This window comes from Singulisphaera rosea, assembly GCF_054877945.1.
In genome coordinates this window covers 117,006-132,601 of the sequence record NZ_JBTYIP020000001.1, presented here as the reverse complement: position 1 = coordinate 132,601, position 15,596 = coordinate 117,006, and the positions used below count along the sequence as shown (strand labels likewise).

The following is a 15,596-nucleotide window of genomic DNA, read 5'->3' as shown; positions in this document are numbered from 1 at the left end:
AGCGTTCTGTCGATATCGCTAGGAGTGTTTCGCGGCCACGATTCGATGTATCGGTACCGCGATTTCAAACGCTTGAACGGATTGTGCGCAGGTTGACGATTTCCGTCTACCGGATTTTCCGGTCCAGTAAATTGGGATGTCTGGGGTATCTTTTTTGTGCGTTTTTGGGCCAATTTGCATTGTTCACAGTCGCATCTCCTGATGCTAGGCCGGTTGAATGTCCATATCGCCGCCGTTATCGTGGGGGGGGTGCCAAGACTTAGAGCAATCGAAAGTCGAGCCGATATCGCGTCATCGTGGGGCGAGGCCGGTTGGGCAAGCTGGGTCGTGCGATTTGAGGGAGACGAGCACCATGGCCGTGGCGAGCGGGTTTCCGAGGCAGATGTACATCAACGGTGCCTGGTGCGAGGCGGATGGGGGCAAGACGCTCGCGGTGATCAACCCGGCGGACGAGTCGGTCTTGGCCGAAGTCGCGTACGGCGGACGCGCGGAAGCCGAGCGGGCGATCGAGGCCGCCGCGAAAGCGTTCCCCGCCTGGCGGGCCCTCACGGCGTATGACCGCGCGAAGATCCTCAAGCGGACCGCCGATCTGATGCGCGAGCGGGCCGACACGATCGCCCGCACGTTGACCAGCGAGCAGGGCAAGCCCCTGCCCGAGGCGAAGGCCGAGGTCTTGCACGCGGCCGACACCTTCGAGTGGTTCGCCGAGGAAGGGAAGCGGACCTACGGGCGGATCATCCCCCAGTCGAACGCCACCAAACGCCACCAGGCGATCAAGCACCCGGTGGGGGTCGTCGGCACGATCACCCCCTGGAACTTCCCCGCCGCGCTCCCCAGCCGGAAGATCGCCCCGGCCCTGGCCGTCGGCTGCACGGTCGTGAGTCGGCCCGCCGACCAGACACCGCTGACCCTCGTCCAGATGTTCGAGTGCCTCGCCGATGCGGGGCTGCCCGCCGGAGTGGCGAATCTCGTGATCGGCGATGCGATTCCCGTCGCCGACGCCTACTTCGCGAGCAAGGACGTCCGCAAGATCAGCTTCACCGGCTCGACGGGAGTCGGGAAAGAACTGATCCGGCGCTCCGCCGACGGCGTCAAACGCCTGAGCCTCGAGCTCGGCGGCCACGCCCCCCTGATCGTCTTCCCCGACGCCGACGTCGCGCAGGTCGCCCAGGCCGCGGTCATCGGCAAGTTCCGGAATAATGGACAGGTCTGCATCGCGCCTTCGCGATTCTATGTCCACGAATCGATCTCGAAGGAATTCACCGAGGCCGCCGTCGAGCTGACCAAGAAGCTCAAGCAAGGCAACGGGCTCGAAGACGGGGTCCAGGTCGGCCCGATGTTCGAGGGGCGAGCCCTCGACAAGACCCAGTCCCTGATCGACGACGCCAAAGGGCGAGGCGCGAAGATCCTGACCGGGGGCGGTCGGCCGTCGCTGTTCGACAAGGGCTACTGGTTCGAGCCGACCGTGATCCGCGAAGTCGACGGAGCCATGAGGATCATGACCGAAGAGCCCTTCGCCCCGGTCATGCCGCTGCTCGACTTCTCCAAGCTCGAGGATGTCCTCGCGGCGGCGAACAACACCCCTTACGGCCTTGCCGCCTACGTCTTTACCAACGACCTGACCGTCGCCACGAAGATGGCCGAAGGTCTCGAGGCGGGCATCATCGGCATCAACGACCCGGTCCCCGCCACCCCCCAGTGCCCATTCGGCGGCATGAAGGAATCCGGCATGGGCCGCGAGCTCGGCGTGGAAGGGATCGACGCCTACCTCGAAACCAAGTACGTCTCGATCGGCCTGAGGGCGTGAGGAAGGCCTAGAAGTGAACAAAGACGGGGAGGATTCACCACAAAGGCACAAAGGTAAGAGCAAGAAAGAAAGTCATTATAATTCCTTTCTTGAAGTTCTTCGTGCCCTTTGTGCCTTTGTGGTGAATCCTCCCCGCTTCGACTCGATCAATGGCTTGGCTTGAGCCAGGTCCGGAACCACTCGATCGTCTCGCGATGTTGGTCCGGGGTGACGGAGTGGCCGACACCTTCGGCGACGATGATCTTCACGCGGTCCGCCGCTCCCACGTCTTTGAAGGCGGAGAGGGCGGAAGAGAAGGCGAGTTCTGCGCCTTCGATGGGGCAGTTGGGGTCTTTCTCGCCGTTGAGGATCAGGAGGGGGCGGCCGGCGAAGAGTCGAAGCATGCTCGGCCCGTCGAAGGGGCCGAGGATGCCGGGGATGACTTTTTGCCAGAGGGCTCGGCAGACCTTTGCGTTTACCTCGGGTTCGCCCAGGTCCTTGGCCGCGGCCTCGTGCGCGTCGGCGATGGTCCGGGCCCGCCCTTGCCAACGGTCGTGCTCGAGGCTCCAGCGGAAGCCCTGCACGGCGATCGCCGGCACCGCGACGGCCACGCGTTCGTCGACCGAGGCTGCGAGCCAGGTCTGGATCCCTCCCATGCTGATGCCGAACATGCCGATCCGCTTCGGGTCGACGTCGTCGCGCGACTCGAGGTAGTCGATCGTCCGCCAGAGGTCCCAGCAGGTGTCGTAATAGAACGGATGCTCCTGGGGCTGGTCTTTCGGTGTCCTCCAGGCCCGCGTGATCGCGTCATTGTAGGCTTCGGTCCCCTTCGATGCCCCCTCGCGCTCGCCATGGTACCGGGAGTCGATCGCGACCCCGACGATTCCTAGCTTGCCAAGCTCGACCAACCAGGGTTTCAGCCCCTCTTTGCTCCCGCCCGTCCCGTGCAAGGCGATGACGGCGGGACGACGCTTGGTCGGCCCATCCGGGCGGATGATGAGGACCGGGACGCGCTCGACGTGCCCGTCCGCTTTTTTCTCCGACGCGAAACTGAGCCGCTCGGTGACCAGGCCGTCGGAGGGAGGGCTCATCGGTCCAGGCCGGACGTCGAGGGCCACCTTGGGTCGGTCCAGGAGCGAGGTGAAGGCTTTCCTGACCTCGGCTGGAGGGAGTTGGTGGTCGTTTGGGGCCTCGGCGAACGTCGTCGAGGCCGAGATCGAGATCGAGAGCAAGAGCAAGAGCCAAACGTATCGACTCATGAGATCCCTCTTAAGGGTTGCGAGCGCCGGGACGAGGTAAGCGACGGCTCCGGTAGAGGTGCCGGGGTGTCAGGGAAGGGTCAGGACCTCGAGTCGCGAGGTCTTGTCCTTCGAACGGTAGAGCCTCTGGGTCGCGACCTGGAAGTCGGATTCGTTGGCGGTGTTGATCCCGACGAACTTCTGCGGGTTCCGGTCGACCAGGGGGAACCAGGTGCTCTGGACCTGGACCATGATCCGATGCCCGGGCCGGAAGGTGTGGTTGACGTCTTGGAGCGTGAAATTCACCTCGGTCGCCACCCCGGGCTCGAACGGCTCGGGCGTCTCGTAGCTCCGGCGGAACTTGCCGCGCATCACCTCACCTCGGATGAGTTGTTCATATCCGCCCATGCGAACGCCCGACGGGTTGGGATCGGGGTCGGGAGAGTCGTCGGGGTAGACGTCGATGACCTTGACGACCCAGTCGGAGTCGGTTCCCGACGTCGACACGTTCAGCTTGGCCCGGATCGGGCCGACGAGGGTGACGTCTTCGAGGAGAGGTTCGGTCTGATAGGTGAGGACGTCGGGGCGCCTTGAGGCGAACCGCTGGTCGGCGACCATGTACTCGCGCTTCATACCGACGGCGAACTCGTCGATGTAGGGGACCGGCTTGGCGGGGTCGCTACGGTATTCGTCGAAGACCGCATCCCCCGCCTCTTCGGGTGGGTCGAATGCCAGTTTCCCCTTCGCACTGAGGAAGAGAGACTTCGGCGTCGCCGATTCGGGGGGCCACGTCCGATAGGAGTGCCACTCGTTGCGGCCCGTCTCGAAGACCCAGGCCTCGGGCTGGTCGAGGGCCTTCGTTCCCTTCAGATGGAACTCGAAGAACGGGAGCTCGATATGTTCCGCGTAGAAATGTGACGTCTTCGCGTTGAACCGGACGGCTCCGAGGGAATCGCCCGAGTCGCGGGACCAGCCGCCGTGGTACCAGGGGCCCATGACGAGCGTGTTCGAAGCCCCGGGGTTGCTCGACTCGATGGTCCGATAGGTCTCGAGGGCCCCGAAGAGGTTCTCGGCATCGAACCAGCCCCCGACGGTCATCACCGCGGGGCGGACCGACTTCAGGTGGGGGCGGAGGTTTCGCTCTTTCCAGAAGGCGTCGTAGGTGTCGTGACGCATCAACTCTTTCCAGAAGCCGACGTCTCCCTTGAAATAGGCCGCATCCGCGTTGGCGAGCGGCCCCATGCGGAGGAAGAACTGGTAGCCGTCCGGCGTCCCATGGTCGAAAGTTCGGTCGGATTTCTTGGTCGGGGCAGGGCGGGGGTGTCCGAAGACGGCCATGAAGTTGAACGCATGCGGGAGGAAGAGCGTCCCGTTGTGGTGCCAGTCGTCCCCGATGAACCAGTCGGCGATCGGCGCCTGGGGTGACGCCGCCTTGAGGGCAGGGTGCGGGTCGACCAGGGCTGAGGCCGTGTAGTAGCCGGGATAGGAGATGCCCCACATCCCGACCCGGCCGTTGTGGTTCTCCACATGGGCGAGGAGCCACTCGATCGTGTCTTTCGCGTCGGTGCTTTCGTCGATCACCTTCGGGTCGCCCGTATGCGGCCGGATCGGCCGCACGTTGACGAACTCCCCCTCCGACATCCAGCGCCCTCGGACATCCTGATAAACGAAGATGTACCCTTCCCGGCCGAAGTGGGGGGAGGGCCCGAGGTCACTCTTGTAGCGGTCGACTCCGAAGGGGACGGCCCCGTACGGCGTTCGGTTGAAGAGGATCGGATACTTTTTCGAGTGGTCCTTGGGGGCGTACACGGCGGTGAAGAGCTTGACCCCGTCGCGCATCGGGACCATGTGCTCATATTTCGTATAATTCGCCTTGACGTGATCCAAACCCTGGCCCGCGAGCGGCCGGGTCGGGGTCATCCCGAATAGGCCGGCCAGGATCAGGACTCGCGCCGTTGGGATCCCGAACGTCCGCATGCTCACCTCAAGACCTTGGGGTATTCGCGGGGTTGTGGCGTCGCTCAACGAGGGGCTCCCGAAGCTTGAGGCCGGGGCCGAGGCGACAACGTTTGCAAGTAGGCGAAGAGATCGGCGAGATCGCTGTCCTTGAGGTCTTTGAGCAGGCCCGTCGGCATCAGCGAGCGCGTGCCGAGGACTCGGACGGCGATGTCCGTCGTCGGGATCCGGACGGTCGTGGCCGCCCCCGTCTGGAGGATCAGGCCGTCGGCCGACTCGAAGGCCACCATCCCCGAGATGAGCTGGCCCTCCTTCGTCTCGACCTGGGTCGTCCGGTAGAGGGGCGAGACGTCGAGGTTGGGCGCGACGATGGCCGTGAAGAGGTCGGGGCGGGAGAGTCGCCCCGAAACGCCCGAGAGGTCGGGGCCGAGGGCTCGAGGGCCGGCGTGGCACGTTTCGCAGGCTCGGGCGCGGAACAATGTCTCGCCGCGATCCGCTCGCCCTCGCGCCCAGTCGATGGCGGAGAGGCGACGCTCCCATGCGGCAAGGTCTTCGTCGGCCGCCTGTCCGAGCTCTCCGGAGAGTCCCGGAAATCGGCGAGTGAGCTCGTCAAAGACCGGTCGGTAGAGGGCCTTGAGTTGCAACGGGTCGCTCGAGGATTCCTTGACGATGAAGGTGGCGCCGGCGTCACGAGCGAGGAGGCCCAGAACCCGTCCTCGCAACTCTCCTTCCTTCGGCTCGAATAGGAGACGCCGGAGGAGTCGCAGCGGCGCGGCCAGGTGCTCAGGTGCGTCGTCGCGAGGGAGCCGTTCGAGGGCCGAGAGCGCGGCTCGGACGACCTGAGGTTGTCCGGATTCCAGGCCCCAGAGATAGGCGCCTCGATCGGAGACGTCGGGGGAATCGGCGAGCCTCGGGAGGAGCGCGTCCCGCAGGCCGTAGTTCTCCCACTGGGAGCGGAGGAGGGGACGCGTCTCTTCTGTCGGTAGGTTGGCGAGTAGCTCGATGAGCGGGCCCGACCAGGCGAACTCGGAATCGTCGCGGGCGGCGTTTAGAAACCGTCGGCCCACCCTCGGCCGGTCGGATTCGGGAATTGCCAGCGCAAGGCCGACGTGCGCCGGGGAGACGAAGTCCGGGCTGGAGAGCAGGGCCTCGGCCAAATTCGGGTCGTGCTTGCACAGCAGGCCGACGAGCTCGGCCAGTCGGTCGTTCCAGCTCTGCTTGATCCGGAGCTCACGTCCCTCGAGCTTCGGGTCGAGCGCCAGCAGCGCACGTGCTACGCGTGGCGTCAATTCGGGGTTGGGGGAGGCGCGGAGTCTCGAGTAGACGACGAGGTAATGCATGTCCCGGGTCGGATTGCTTTGCGCCGTCCAGAACTCGGAGACCATGCGAGGGAGGGCGGGGTCGGCGTCCTCGATCATCGCGAAGGTGCGGGCCACTTCCTCGTCGAGACGTTCCTTCCCGGTCGGGAAGAATCCACGGAGCCGAGATCCGACGCTCGAAACCAGGGCCTCGTGTCCGTCGATCGAGGCCGCCGGGGAATAACCCGTCACGACTTCGACGGCCGGGTCTTTGAGGTGGAAGTCCCCGAGCCCGAGCTCGATCAGGCGAACCGCCTCGAATCGTAGCTCCGTGTCGGATGTCTCGTCGAGGACCGCGAGGGCTTCGCGGATGAGCTCTTCCTGGAATTGCGACCCCGGGTTGCGCCAGGCCGACGCCAGGGCGAGCGTGAGCCGGGAACGGAGGGGATGTCGAGTGCGCGATTCCCAGAGCGACTCCCAGGTTTCTGCGGGTAGTCGTGACGCAAGTCGCGCCGAGGCCTGGCGGACCCGTTTGTCGAGCGAGGGAAGGGATGCCTTGAGCACGCCCGGAAGCACCTCGGGACTGATCCGATCGGGGCGGTCTCCGAGGGGCTCGAGCGCGTGGAGGCTGACCAGCGGATTCGGATCCTGGGCCAGTCGGGCGAGGATCGCATTGGTCCCTTCGACGGGCCGACGCCCGAGTGACCAGGCCACTCTTGCCCTGACGGCGGGGGATGAGACCCGCGAGCCCGCCTCGGCCGATTCCCGGGTCAAGCCTCCGAAATGCTCGGTGAGGATCTCGACCGCCCTGACCTTCGAGGTGTCGCTGAGCGAGTCGTTGACGAGGCTTTGCAGAAACGGCGTTCGCCCCAGGGCCTTTGCCGGCGGTTCCCAGCGCCGGCGAGACCAGGCGTCCAGGGGCTGCGGGGCGTCGAGGACGGCCTGCAGCGATGAGGGGTCGACCGGGGATGTCGACGACGGAGAATCGCCGCCCACGTATTCGACGCGGTAGACCGCGCCTCGGGTCCGGCGACCGCCGATGCTGATGAGGAGCGAACCATCGGGGGCGACCACGGCGTCCGTCGGTGCGAAGCCGAACGTCCCCGTTGGTTCCAAAAAGAGTTCGCCCTGGTTCCGGTAACTCGCCCCTTCGGGATCGAGCGGGATGAAGTAGACCTTCCCGAACGTCCAGTCGAGGGCGAAGAGGCCCCCTCGATAGTGCCCGGGAAACTGCGTATGGCGGTAGCAGACGACCCCCGTCGGCGAGCCTCGGCCGACCGGCCAGAGGATGTCGACCGTGTCGAGGAAGTCGTTCCGGCGGGGCCAGCTTCTCAGGTAGCCGTTCAGCCGCCAACCGTGATGTCCCGAATACGCAACATGGTCGACCCTCGTTGGCGTGTACCAGGGGAGGAAGTTGTCGCGTTCGACGTCGCTGTCGTAGGTGAAGAGGTCGCCGGCCGGGTTGAAGTCGAAGTCATACGGGTTGCGGAACCCCTGGGCAATCACCTCGCTCCCGCGGCCGTCGGGGGGCATCCGGAGGATGGCGCCGGCTTCGGGATCCCGGATCGGCGAGCTCGGCAGGCTGGCGTGTCGGCGATCGATCCCGGCATCGTTGCCACCGATCACGTACCACCAGCCGTCGGGGCCTTTCCGCATCGCGTGGCCGCCGTGCTCGCCGAACGCGAGCGGGGCCAGACGCTCGGGAGGCCCGTCGGCCCGGCCGTCGCCGTTGGCGTCTCGGTAGCGGGAGAGCCAGCCGTCGCCGCAGAAGAGCAGGTCGGGGCCATCGAAGCAGAGGCCCATGCCTCCCGTCTCAGGCTCGGCATACAGGGTGGCCCGATCCGCCTTGCCATCGCCGTCGGAGTCGTGCAGGAGCTTCACATACCCTCGGCTCGTGACGACCAAACGCCCCTCGGCGTCGAGCGTCATCGCGTAGATGTCGTTGGCCAGGCCCTGGTCGGAGTAGAGCGTGACGCGGAACCCGGGAGGCACCTTCAACCCGAGGTCATCGGCCTTGGCGACGTCTCCGGCCGATAAGGCTGTCACCAGGCCGAGGAGGATCCGGCTCCCGACGCCGCCGACCCGCGGGTTGCGTCGCAAAAGGGGGGGCGATAAGGTGGCGCCGAGGGAGACGCCTCGCGTCTCCACCGGGCATTCCCTGGGGACAGGACCGGACATGCACCCCGAACCGGACGACTCGCTGGACAGCTTTCCGATCATCGTCACGCTCCCCGTACAGTGGGGCGACCAGGACGCATTCGGACATGTGAACAATACGATTTATCTGCGGTGGTGCGAATCCAGTCGGATCGCGTATTTCGGGAGCGTCGGCCTGTCGGCCAGGATGGGACCGGAGCAGATCGGGCCGATCCTCGCGTCGATCACCTGCCACTATCGCCGGCAGGTCAACTATCCGGAGACCGTGAAAATCGGGGCGAGGGTCGCGCGGATCGGCCGCTCCAGCGTGACGCTCGAGCACAAGATCTTCGCGGAATCCTCCGGGATGCTCGTGGCCGAGGCCCACGCGACGATCGTCGTCTTCGACTACATCCAGAACCGCTCGCACCCCGTCCCCGACACGGTCCGACGCGCGATCGAGGTCCTGGAGGGGAAGCCCTTCCCCGCTTGAAGTCGGTCGGGGCAGCCTCCCTCGGGAGAGGAGGCCGCCCCTCGTCGGATCATTTCTCGCCGGGGGCCGCGGCGACCGCCTTGGCGTTGGGTTCCGTGGCCCAGTCGATGGCGTTCTTCAGGAGACGCTGGAACTCGGGCGACGTGAAGTCGTCGATGTGTCCGAGCGACGTGTAGAAGACCCGCCCCTTGGTCGCGGGGGCATTGGTCCAGGCGATCGGCTCCGCGGGGTGGCCCGGGACGGTCCCGATCAGGAGCGGGGTCGCGGTCTTCGCGATCGGGCTGACTTTGTAGAGGGACCCGTTCCCGACGAGCTTGGCCACGTCGACCCCCTTGAGGATCGGGTGGTCCGAGGCACCATCGGCGACGCTCACGGCCGACTTCGGCCCAACCTCATGGTGGCCGGTGTAGTGCCCGCCGAGGACCTCAGCGTCGAACTCCGGCCAAGCCTCATGTCCTCCCTCGGCAGGGGTATTCCCTCTCGCCGAGAAGGCGTGACTGGCGGTCCGGATGCCGACGATCGACTTGCCCGAGGCGACGAACTTGCGGATTCGGTCGACCTGATCCCTGGGCAGGACCCGGCGCCGGACGCTGATGACCGCCGCGTCGGCAACGTCGAGCACCCCGATCCCCGGCACGTCGTTCCGGTCGCCCTCGCTGTCGAAGACGTAATCCACGTGCTTGTCCTTGATCAGCGACGAGGTGGCGAAGGCCGGCAAGGTCTGCTCGGTCTTGTACTCGTCCTCGGCGATGACGAAAGCGACATGGGGACGCTTGTCGTCCTTGAATCGGAAGGGGACGCCGCCGAGCACCTGATCGCTCGTGATCGTCGGGCCGACGAACTTCTCCACGTGCTCGACCATCAGGTCGGTCCCCGTGAAGTGATTCACGCGAGGCGGCATCGCCGGGTTGTACATCGTGTCCGTCATGTCGCGCATCAGGACGACGTTCTTGCCGTTCTTCGACATTTGCCGAAGCCCGAACGGACGCCCGAGGACGCACATGTTTAAATGGACGCCCATGAGGATCACGTTATCGATCCCGCGAGCTTCGAGGACGCTCCAGATCTCCTCGCCGTCGTCGCTGATGACGTCGTTGTCCTTGATGGTGAGGAGGTCCATCTGCGACTTCCAAGGGGCGCGGGGGTTGCGGCCCATGCCCGAGAGCTTGGCGGCCCATTCTTTGTGTTCGGCAGGGTCGTCGTCCTCGCCGCCGTCCGTCTGGTCGATCGGATAGGCCCCCTTCTCCTCGGCCGGGATCTTGTAGCACCACTGGCCGATGTCCTTGGGAAGATGCTTGGACTTCGGCGTCTCCTTCGCGAGTTTCCGGCCGGGGTGATCTTTGTACGGGTCCATGCAACCGCTCGGCGCATGGATCACGAGCACGCCCCGGTCGCGGAGCGCCGAGAGGACCTTGTCCATCGTCGGCGCCATCTCCGTGCCTCGCCGGACGGCGTTCAGGCAGTGGTGGAGGTCCCACATGTCGCAAACGATGACCGCCGTCTGTTCGGGGCTCCAGGTGGCCGCCTTCTCGACGACGAGGTAAGGCGCCCCCTTCTCGGTGGGTTCGACGCGGGATCGGAGGCGAAGCTTGAGCGTCGAGTCTGCGTCTGCCGCGATTGACGCGGTCGCAACGCACGCGACGGCGAGCGCCAAGGCGATAACGCTGTAATGCCCCCAACCTCGCCCCGGGAACGACGGCCGTGATCTCATTGCGAACCCCTTTTGCATGGAAATATCAGGACTTTTCGGGAATCGGAGCGGCTCGCGGGAGCCCGCTCCGTCGCATCTGCGGAGCGGAGCGGGCTCGAAAGGGTTGGCCGGCCTCCCGAGTTCACTTCAAGTTGTTGATCGTCGCGCCGGGCCAGTCGTCGGTCCGGAACGGGGTGACGGGGAGGCCGTCGGTCGTGTACAGGTTGCAGACCGGGTTGTCGGCCCAGGCGTAGCGGACCGAGACCGGCGACGAGACGCCGTCGGCCCAGACTTCGACCTTGTCCTTGTCGAGGATCTTGGCCTGGGCTTTCACGAACTTCTTGTCCTCGCCGGCGATCGTGAACCCGCGAATCTCGGGGACGTCGAAGGGACGGAGGCCGTTGCCTGGGTGGGCCAGGGTCACGACGATCTTGTTCCCCTGGACCTCCTTGGACTTGAAGGTCGGGCTGTGGTGCGGGACCCGGATCCCGTAGTCATGCGCGAGGGCCCAGCGGGCGAGCCGCTTGGCCACGTTCTGCTTGTCCCTCGGGTGGATGTCCTGCGCCTCGCCGAGGTCGACGATGACGGCTTCGCCCGTGTGGGGGAGCTTGCCCATCGTCATGGTCTGGGCCTCGCGGAGCTCGGCCCAGGCGCTGTCGCCGGGCTCGGGCTTCTCGGCGAGGAAGTCGGCGAGTTGGACCCAGTAGAATGAGAAATCGCCGATGCCCCACTCGTCGCGCCAGCTCTTGATCATGAGCGGGAAGAGGTCGCGGTACTGATAAGCCCGGCCCGCGTTCGACTCGCCCTGGTACCAGATCGCGCCCCGGATCCCGTAACCGATCGTGGGCTTGAGCACGCCATTATAGATATTGGCCGGCCGGGAGTTTCCGCCCATGAGGTTGTTCTCGGGGGCCTTGGGCTTCTCCGGCGCAGGCTTGCCGTCGGCTTTGGCCTTCTCCGCGGCGGCGGTCCAATCGGAAAGTGCCTTCTCGTAGGCGGCCTGGGCCGCCTTATGATCGGCCTCGAGCGTCTCCCATTTCTCCATCAGGGGCTTGTATTTCGCGTCGGAGGCGAGCAGGTCGCGGCGGATCCAGGCCTCGCAGGCCGAGCCGCCCCAGGCGTCGTCGATCAGGCCGATCGGGACGTCGAGGGTCTGGCGGAGCTGCCGTCCGAAGAAGAACCCGACGGCCGAGAAATCCTTCACGTTCTCGGTCGTGCAAACCTGCCACTTGCCGTGGAAGTTGTCCTGGGGCGCCTGCGTCCCGACCTGGGGCACCGAGATCAGTCGGATCCCGGAATCCTTGGCCGCGAGGGCCTCGAGGTCGCCGTCGTCGGCCCGGGAGACGTCCCACTGCATGTTCGACTGGCCGGAACAGATCCAGACTTCTCCGACGAGGACGTCGTCGAGCCGGATCTCGTTCTTGCCCTTGATCAAGACCGTGTAGGGGCCGCCGGCCGGCAACGGGTCGAGGGTGACGAGCCACTTGCCGTCCTTGTCGGCCTTGGCCGACTTCGACTGCCCCGCGATGGAGACGGTCACTTCCTCGTCGGCGTCGGCCCAGCCCCAGACGCGGTCTTTCTGATCGCGCTGGAGGACCATGTGGTCGCCGAAGAGGGCCGGGAGCTTGACGTTCGCCTGCGCCGAGGGGCCTCCGGAGAGGAGGGCGAGCATCGACAGGCCCATCAGGACGGGGCGTGTCAGTCCGAAGACACGATTCATCGGAGAGATCCTCTAGGTGTCGAGTCCAGGCCACGAAGCCGGTGGGAGTGATCAATGTAGCGGAGCGGTCAGGACGATTCCACGGTTCGGTCACCGGTGCGAGGACGCGCCCCGTTGAGGACGCGAAACCCTCCGACCGACGCGACAGTCACCCAGGACGCGTCCCCAGCCAGCGTGCGGCGTTCGCGAGGATCTTGAGCGGGATCGGATTCCGATAGATCGGGTAGGTCTCGTGTCCCGGCCGGAAGTAGAAGACACGCCCTTTGCCCAGGGTCCAGAGCATGCCGCTCCGGAACCACTCGCCGCCGGCCCAACGCTCCTCGAAGAGGACTTCGTCCGGGTCGGGGACGTGGAACGGCTCGTCATACATCTCCGTCCTGGAAAGCTCGAATTTCGCGGGGATCCCCTCGGCGATCGGGTGCCCTGGCTTCAGCGTCTGCACATGACTCGGCTTGCCGTCGTTGCGATAGGCGGGGAAGCAACAGAGGGGAAGGTAGACGGTTGCCTTCGACGTACCGCCGGGGAACTTGCGGATCGAGGTCCACGGCGTAACCCTCGCGTCCGCGGCGGGCACCGTGTATCGACGGGGCGGGGCGACTTCGACTTCGGTCGGCACCTCGCTTCGTGCCTCCGAGTCTCGGCGGAGATCGATTCGAGTCCGCTCGTTCATCGCCTCGACGAACGGCGTTGACCAGTGGGCGGAGTGGAGGGCGATGAGCGACAACGTCCCAGCCTTGATCCTCGCCACGATCGCTTTGCCGACTTCAGGGGAGATTTCCGCCTGCCGGACATGCCCCCACCAGATGAGCACGTTGCACGGCCCAAGGACGTCAGCCGCGAGCCCGTGCTCGGGATCGTCGAGCTTGACCGACTTCACGGAGAACTCCGGCTGCGTGCGAAGATGGTCGGCGATCGCGTTGCCCAGGAAGTTGTCGTACGCCTCCTTCTGGGCCGGTTGCTGTTCGTCCCAGACCACGACATTGATTGTCGAGTTGTCTCGACTGCGATTTGGCTCATCTGCGGAACTCGGGGCTGCGGTCAAAAGCGGCGAGGCGATGGCCGCGGACGAGGCTGCGAGGAAGCGGCGACGACTCGGTGGGAACACCATTTCGGCTGGCTCCAGGGTGTCGGGCCGCGTGCGATTGTCCAAAGTGTTGTGGATCGAGTCGGCCCAGAAGCTCCGCCATCGTATTACCGACGATCCCGCTGATCCAGGCATCACAAGTGTCGGGAGACGCGAAGCGGCCGGGTGGAGAATTTACCGGATCGCGAACTCAAGCGTCTGAGTTCCGCCGTCGCATTGTCAGACGGTAAAAGCTAAGAAGGGCTGAGCCAAGCCCGAGTCCCAACAATCCGCCGATCGCCCCTCGAATATAACAGATGAGGACATCTTCGCCCTGATCGTACTCAGGGTGGGATCGGAGCCAGAGCTCGCCCGATGTCCAGCCGATCCCTGTTCCGAGAATCAGGCAGAGGGCGAGGGCCGTGAGTTCCAGCCGTGTCCTGGAGATGGTCTTAGGCAAAGGAGACCTCCTCGTCGAGCGTTTCTTGCCCATCATAAGTTAGCCGATTATTCTGGCTAAGGAGTTGGGCAACAATAACTTGATGAAATTTGTCCGACCTGGTCTGCTGGGATGATGTCGGACAATCACCGCACAGAAGTCGTTCGCCGGAAGTACCTCTCGCTCGATCCCCTCCTCAACGAGCGGCTGCGGAGGCTCTGGGCCGCAGCCGCGGCCAGGGAGATCGGCTGGGGCGGAATCACCGCCGTCGCCCTCGCTACCGGCCTGTCGCAGACGACCATCGCCGTCGGCCTCCGGGAACTACAGTCGCGATCGGAGGGCGACGACGTCGCGGGGGCACTGAGTCATGTGCGACGGCCCGGCGGGGGCCGAAAGCCCCTCACCGATCATGACGCCCGCCTGCTGAATGGGCTGGAGTCCCTCGTGGATCCCGTGACCCGTGGCGACCCGCAGTCGCCCCTTCGGTGGACGTGCAAGAGCACCCGCAAGCTCGCCGAAGCACTCCGACATGAGGGCCACGCCGTCCGATACCGTACCGTGGCCGCCCTGCTCAAGGGACTCGGCTACAGCCTCCAATCCAACCGCAAGGCGAGGGAGGGGGCCTCGCACCCGGACCGCAACGCCCAGTTCCAGTACATCAGCGAGCAGGTCCGCCGCTTCCAGCGGCGGGGCCAGCCCGTCGACTCGGTGGACACCAAGAAGAAGGAACTCGTCGGCGACTTCAAGAACGCAGGGCGGGAGTACAAGCCTGAGGGGCGACCCGAGCTGGTGCGTGTGCACGACTTCCAGGACAAGGAGCTGGGCAAGGCGATCCCCTACGGCGTGTACGACCTGTCGGCCAACGAGGGCTGGGTGAGCGTCGGGATCGACCACGACACCGCACGGTTCGCCGCCGAGACGCTGCGGCGATGGTGGGCGTATATGGGCTCGAAGGTCTACCCGAACGCCAAGGGATTGCTGGTCACAGCCGACTCCGGTGGGAGCAACGGCAGCAGAGTGCGGCTATGGAAGCTCGCCGTGCAGGAACTGGCCGATGCGACCGGACTTCGAATCAAGGTGTGCCACTTCCCTCCGGGCACCAGCAAGTGGAACAAGATCGAGCACCGGATGTTCTGTCACATCACCGAGAACTGGCGAGGCAGGCCGCTGAGGAGCCTGGAGGTGATCGTCAATCTGATCGGTGGCACTCGTACCGAAGCCGGGTTGCGGGTCCAGGCGGGTCTGGACACCGGCAACTACCCGAAGGGGATCGAGGTAAGCGACCAGGAGATGGCGAGGCTGCGGATCAAAGGAGCCGACTTTCACGGGGACTGGAATTCCATCATCTCGCCGAGGCGGAATCGATACTCGGTTGCGACGTCCGTCCGCCGATCCGCTAGGGAAACAGCGGGTGACGAATGGGGCCTCCTGCGATGGAGAGGGGACAAGGTTATGGCAGCATCGGAACGTCAGATCCTCGTCCGGCTGATCGACGAGGGTAAGGAGGTCTGGAGACCGGTTGACGCCCTCGAGATCTCGCCGGGCGTTTATCGGCTTATCGGCCATCGTCCCGAAGACGAGCGGTGGCAGTTCGAGCCTGGGGAGTCGGTTCGCTGCAGGGAAAGGGCAAACCCGGGCGGGGCCCCGGTCGAGGTTGCCGTCGAACTTGCCGACCTACGCTGATCGCCGTCGATAAGTGCCGGGGCCGCCCATCGGGGAGTGAGGCCACGAGTAAGGAGAGCGAGTGCCCATGTCGACGGCCATGCGGGCGGAGATC

8 protein-coding genes and 1 pseudogene are annotated in these 15,596 nt (G+C 65.4%); 3 read left to right on the top strand and 6 right to left on the bottom strand.

The annotated features are described in order from the left end of the window. The first annotated feature begins 352 nt into the window (after window positions 1-352). Complete coding sequence (locus ACYOEI_RS00530; protein ID WP_462847291.1) at window positions 353-1,807, top strand: NAD-dependent succinate-semialdehyde dehydrogenase; 1,455 nt, start codon at window positions 353-355, stop codon at window positions 1,805-1,807. A 146-nt stretch (window positions 1,808-1,953) separates the two neighbouring features. Here the strand turns inward: ACYOEI_RS00530 and ACYOEI_RS00525 are convergent, their stop codons facing one another. From ACYOEI_RS00525 to ACYOEI_RS00515, 3 genes are all read right to left on the bottom strand, one after another. Continuing rightward, complete coding sequence (locus ACYOEI_RS00525) at window positions 1,954-3,045, bottom strand: alpha/beta hydrolase family protein (protein WP_462847290.1); 1,092 nt, start codon at window positions 3,043-3,045, stop codon at window positions 1,954-1,956. A 69-nt stretch (window positions 3,046-3,114) separates the two neighbouring features. Next, window positions 3,115-5,001: a CocE/NonD family hydrolase gene (locus ACYOEI_RS00520; protein ID WP_462847857.1), complete on the bottom strand. Its 1,887-nt coding sequence runs from the start codon at window positions 4,999-5,001 to the stop codon at window positions 3,115-3,117. 44 nt (window positions 5,002-5,045) lie between these two features. Then, window positions 5,046-8,426, bottom strand: a complete 3,381-nt coding sequence (locus tag ACYOEI_RS00515; RefSeq protein ID WP_462847289.1) for a DUF7133 domain-containing protein — start codon at window positions 8,424-8,426, stop codon at window positions 5,046-5,048. A 28-nt stretch (window positions 8,427-8,454) separates the two neighbouring features. On the opposite strand from ACYOEI_RS00515, the gene ACYOEI_RS00510 reads away from it, so the two are divergent. Further along, window positions 8,455-8,907 carry an acyl-CoA thioesterase gene (locus tag ACYOEI_RS00510; protein ID WP_462847288.1) on the top strand — a complete coding sequence of 151 codons (453 nt, stop codon included), beginning with the start codon at window positions 8,455-8,457 and terminating at the stop codon, window positions 8,905-8,907. Window positions 8,908-8,956: 49 nt separating this feature from the next. Here the strand turns inward: ACYOEI_RS00510 and ACYOEI_RS00505 are convergent, their stop codons facing one another. From ACYOEI_RS00505 to ACYOEI_RS00495, 3 genes are all read right to left on the bottom strand, one after another. Next, window positions 8,957-10,618, bottom strand: coding sequence for a ThuA domain-containing protein (locus tag ACYOEI_RS00505; RefSeq protein ID WP_462847287.1), 1,662 nt, complete (start codon window positions 10,616-10,618; stop codon window positions 8,957-8,959). 121 nt (window positions 10,619-10,739) lie between these two features. Next, a complete protein-coding gene (locus ACYOEI_RS00500) occupies window positions 10,740-12,317 on the bottom strand; it encodes a sialate O-acetylesterase (RefSeq protein ID WP_462847286.1) in 1,578 nt (525 codons plus the stop codon). Window positions 12,318-12,465: 148 nt separating this feature from the next. After that, on the bottom strand, window positions 12,466-13,425 hold the full coding sequence (locus tag ACYOEI_RS00495; protein WP_462847285.1) for a ThuA domain-containing protein: 960 nt from the start codon (window positions 13,423-13,425) through the stop codon (window positions 12,466-12,468). A 529-nt stretch (window positions 13,426-13,954) separates the two neighbouring features. On the opposite strand from ACYOEI_RS00495, the pseudogene ACYOEI_RS00490 reads away from it, so the two are divergent. Beyond that, a pseudogene (locus tag ACYOEI_RS00490) lies at window positions 13,955-15,175 on the top strand (ISAzo13 family transposase); the annotation flags it as partial. Window positions 15,176-15,596 lie beyond the last annotated feature (421 nt).

Coding starts and splice junctions, on each gene's coding strand:
- ACYOEI_RS00495 (WP_462847285.1), bottom strand. CDS start 13,425: ATGGTGTTCCCACCGAGTCGTCGCCGCTTCCTCGCAGCCTCGTCCGCG.
- ACYOEI_RS00505 (WP_462847287.1), bottom strand. CDS start 10,618: ATGAGATCACGGCCGTCGTTCCCGGGGCGAGGTTGGGGGCATTACAGC.
- ACYOEI_RS00500 (WP_462847286.1), bottom strand. CDS start 12,317: ATGAATCGTGTCTTCGGACTGACACGCCCCGTCCTGATGGGCCTGTCG.
- ACYOEI_RS00530 (WP_462847291.1), top strand. CDS start 353: ATGGCCGTGGCGAGCGGGTTTCCGAGGCAGATGTACATCAACGGTGCC.
- ACYOEI_RS00510 (WP_462847288.1), top strand. CDS start 8,455: ATGCACCCCGAACCGGACGACTCGCTGGACAGCTTTCCGATCATCGTC.
- ACYOEI_RS00525 (WP_462847290.1), bottom strand. CDS start 3,045: ATGAGTCGATACGTTTGGCTCTTGCTCTTGCTCTCGATCTCGATCTCG.
- ACYOEI_RS00520 (WP_462847857.1), bottom strand. CDS start 5,001: ATGCGGACGTTCGGGATCCCAACGGCGCGAGTCCTGATCCTGGCCGGC.